This window comes from Microcoleus asticus IPMA8 (assembly GCF_013179805.1).
GTDB lineage: Bacteria > Cyanobacteriota > Cyanobacteriia > Cyanobacteriales > Microcoleaceae > Microcoleus > Microcoleus asticus.
In genome coordinates this window covers 1-1,378 of the sequence record NZ_SRRZ01000299.1, presented here as the reverse complement: position 1 = coordinate 1,378, position 1,378 = coordinate 1, and the positions used below count along the sequence as shown (strand labels likewise).

The window sequence follows — 1,378 nt, the reverse complement described above, 5'->3', positions numbered from 1 at the left end:
TTAGACCGGGATTTGATTTTAAATCACCCTAACCTTCCTTCAGTCTTGTCTTATGGTACTTTAGCTGCTTAAAAACTGTCCGGAGTATTGGTAAGTAAAAGATTTACCTTCAAAAATTAACGCAGTTTTCTGAGGAAAAAATCTAGACCCTCTCTCGATATGCTCTGCAATGTTCATCCCTATCTTAGTTCTCCGTAGAATTGCCGCCAAACCATAGGTTTCGTGTTCAAGATTTGGATGCACTGGTGCACCATCGTTAAGACAAATCGGAAACCACGACGTAAAGCCTTTGATCGCTCTTTTTTTTGTGAGGAAATATCCCCCACGCAACTCGGATGAATTGTCTGAGAAACTTGTTGCCAATCCCTCGATCCAAGTTGATATACTTTGACGCATTGGCGAACAACATCCGTCAAAAAGTGTTGCTGATTTGACAATCTCTCTGCTTTTTTACTTGGGTAAATATCTAGCTGAAAAGCAGTTTCAGAGATGTTAGCTGAAATATTGTGAGTCACCATTGTTGTGCCTTTCTAGTAATGTTCAACAACCCTTTACAACCGCAAAATTGGAACTGCTTGTGTAAAAGACAAGCAGCTCTTAACGAGTTCAATTTTCAACTCATTTTTTACGCCACGCCGTTTTGCAAGCTATTCTTAGCTACAAATAAATTGTTTTATGCAGCTAACAAGAGGAAAAAAAGGAAAAATAATGTGAGTTATTTTCAAAACTCCTTTCTCTTCCTACTTCAAACTTGATGAAATTTGGTTCACAGCTTGCACAATTCGTCCTTCCTGTGCAATGTCAGCAGCAATCATGGCAATGTGTATATCTAAAGATTGCTCGTTGTCATTCCAAATGTAAGATTTTTCAACATTCGGCGGCTGTCCCACAACTTCGCGCACAGCCTCATATAGTGGCAAGCTAAGTGGCGACAAACACTCCCGCGCGTCATAGTGACCGGCGACTTCATGGGTTCGCAAGTCAACAGCTTGGACGGCAAACATTAGGGAAATTGCCATATATTGCTGGAACAATTCAATTGAGCGACGAGCTAAATTAGCTGAAGCGAATCCTTGACTATTGATATTCTGATTGAATTGTTCCGCGTGAGTGGGAAAGCGGTCAGCAATTGAGTTTCCGTAAAAAGTCAATAGCGGCATAATTGAATTTCCAGCTATTTGCAGACCTTTTAACCCCATGTTTACCTTACGGCTCGTGTTGCCAATCAGAGAAGGCGACAAACCATTATTAAATTCAGGTGCAGCTAATAGCGCAATTTGCACATCTAAATGCTTAGCCAGCAGACCTAAAAGATAGCGCAACCGATCCATCCCAACGCCAATATATTGCCCTAAGAAATTGCCGCCGTGATAGCTAG

General features: G+C 41.2%; 2 protein-coding genes. Both read right to left on the bottom strand.

Annotation, left to right across the window (positions count from 1 at the left end; translation table 11 throughout):
- Positions 1–179: 179 nt before the first annotated feature.
- Positions 180–518 (bottom strand): hypothetical protein, encoded by a 339-nt coding sequence (locus E5S67_RS32925; RefSeq protein ID WP_216670852.1) that lies wholly within the window; start codon positions 516–518, stop codon positions 180–182.
- Positions 519–740: 222 nt separating this feature from the next.
- Positions 741–1,378: aromatic amino acid lyase (locus E5S67_RS31965; RefSeq protein WP_172193493.1), on the bottom strand; the 638-nt coding region annotated here is incomplete at its 5' end.

What these genes read in the sequence shown, in the direction of transcription:
- E5S67_RS32925 (WP_216670852.1), bottom strand. Translation starts at nt 518, where the DNA reads ATGGTGACTCACAATATTTCAGCTAACATCTCTGAAACTGCTTTTCAG.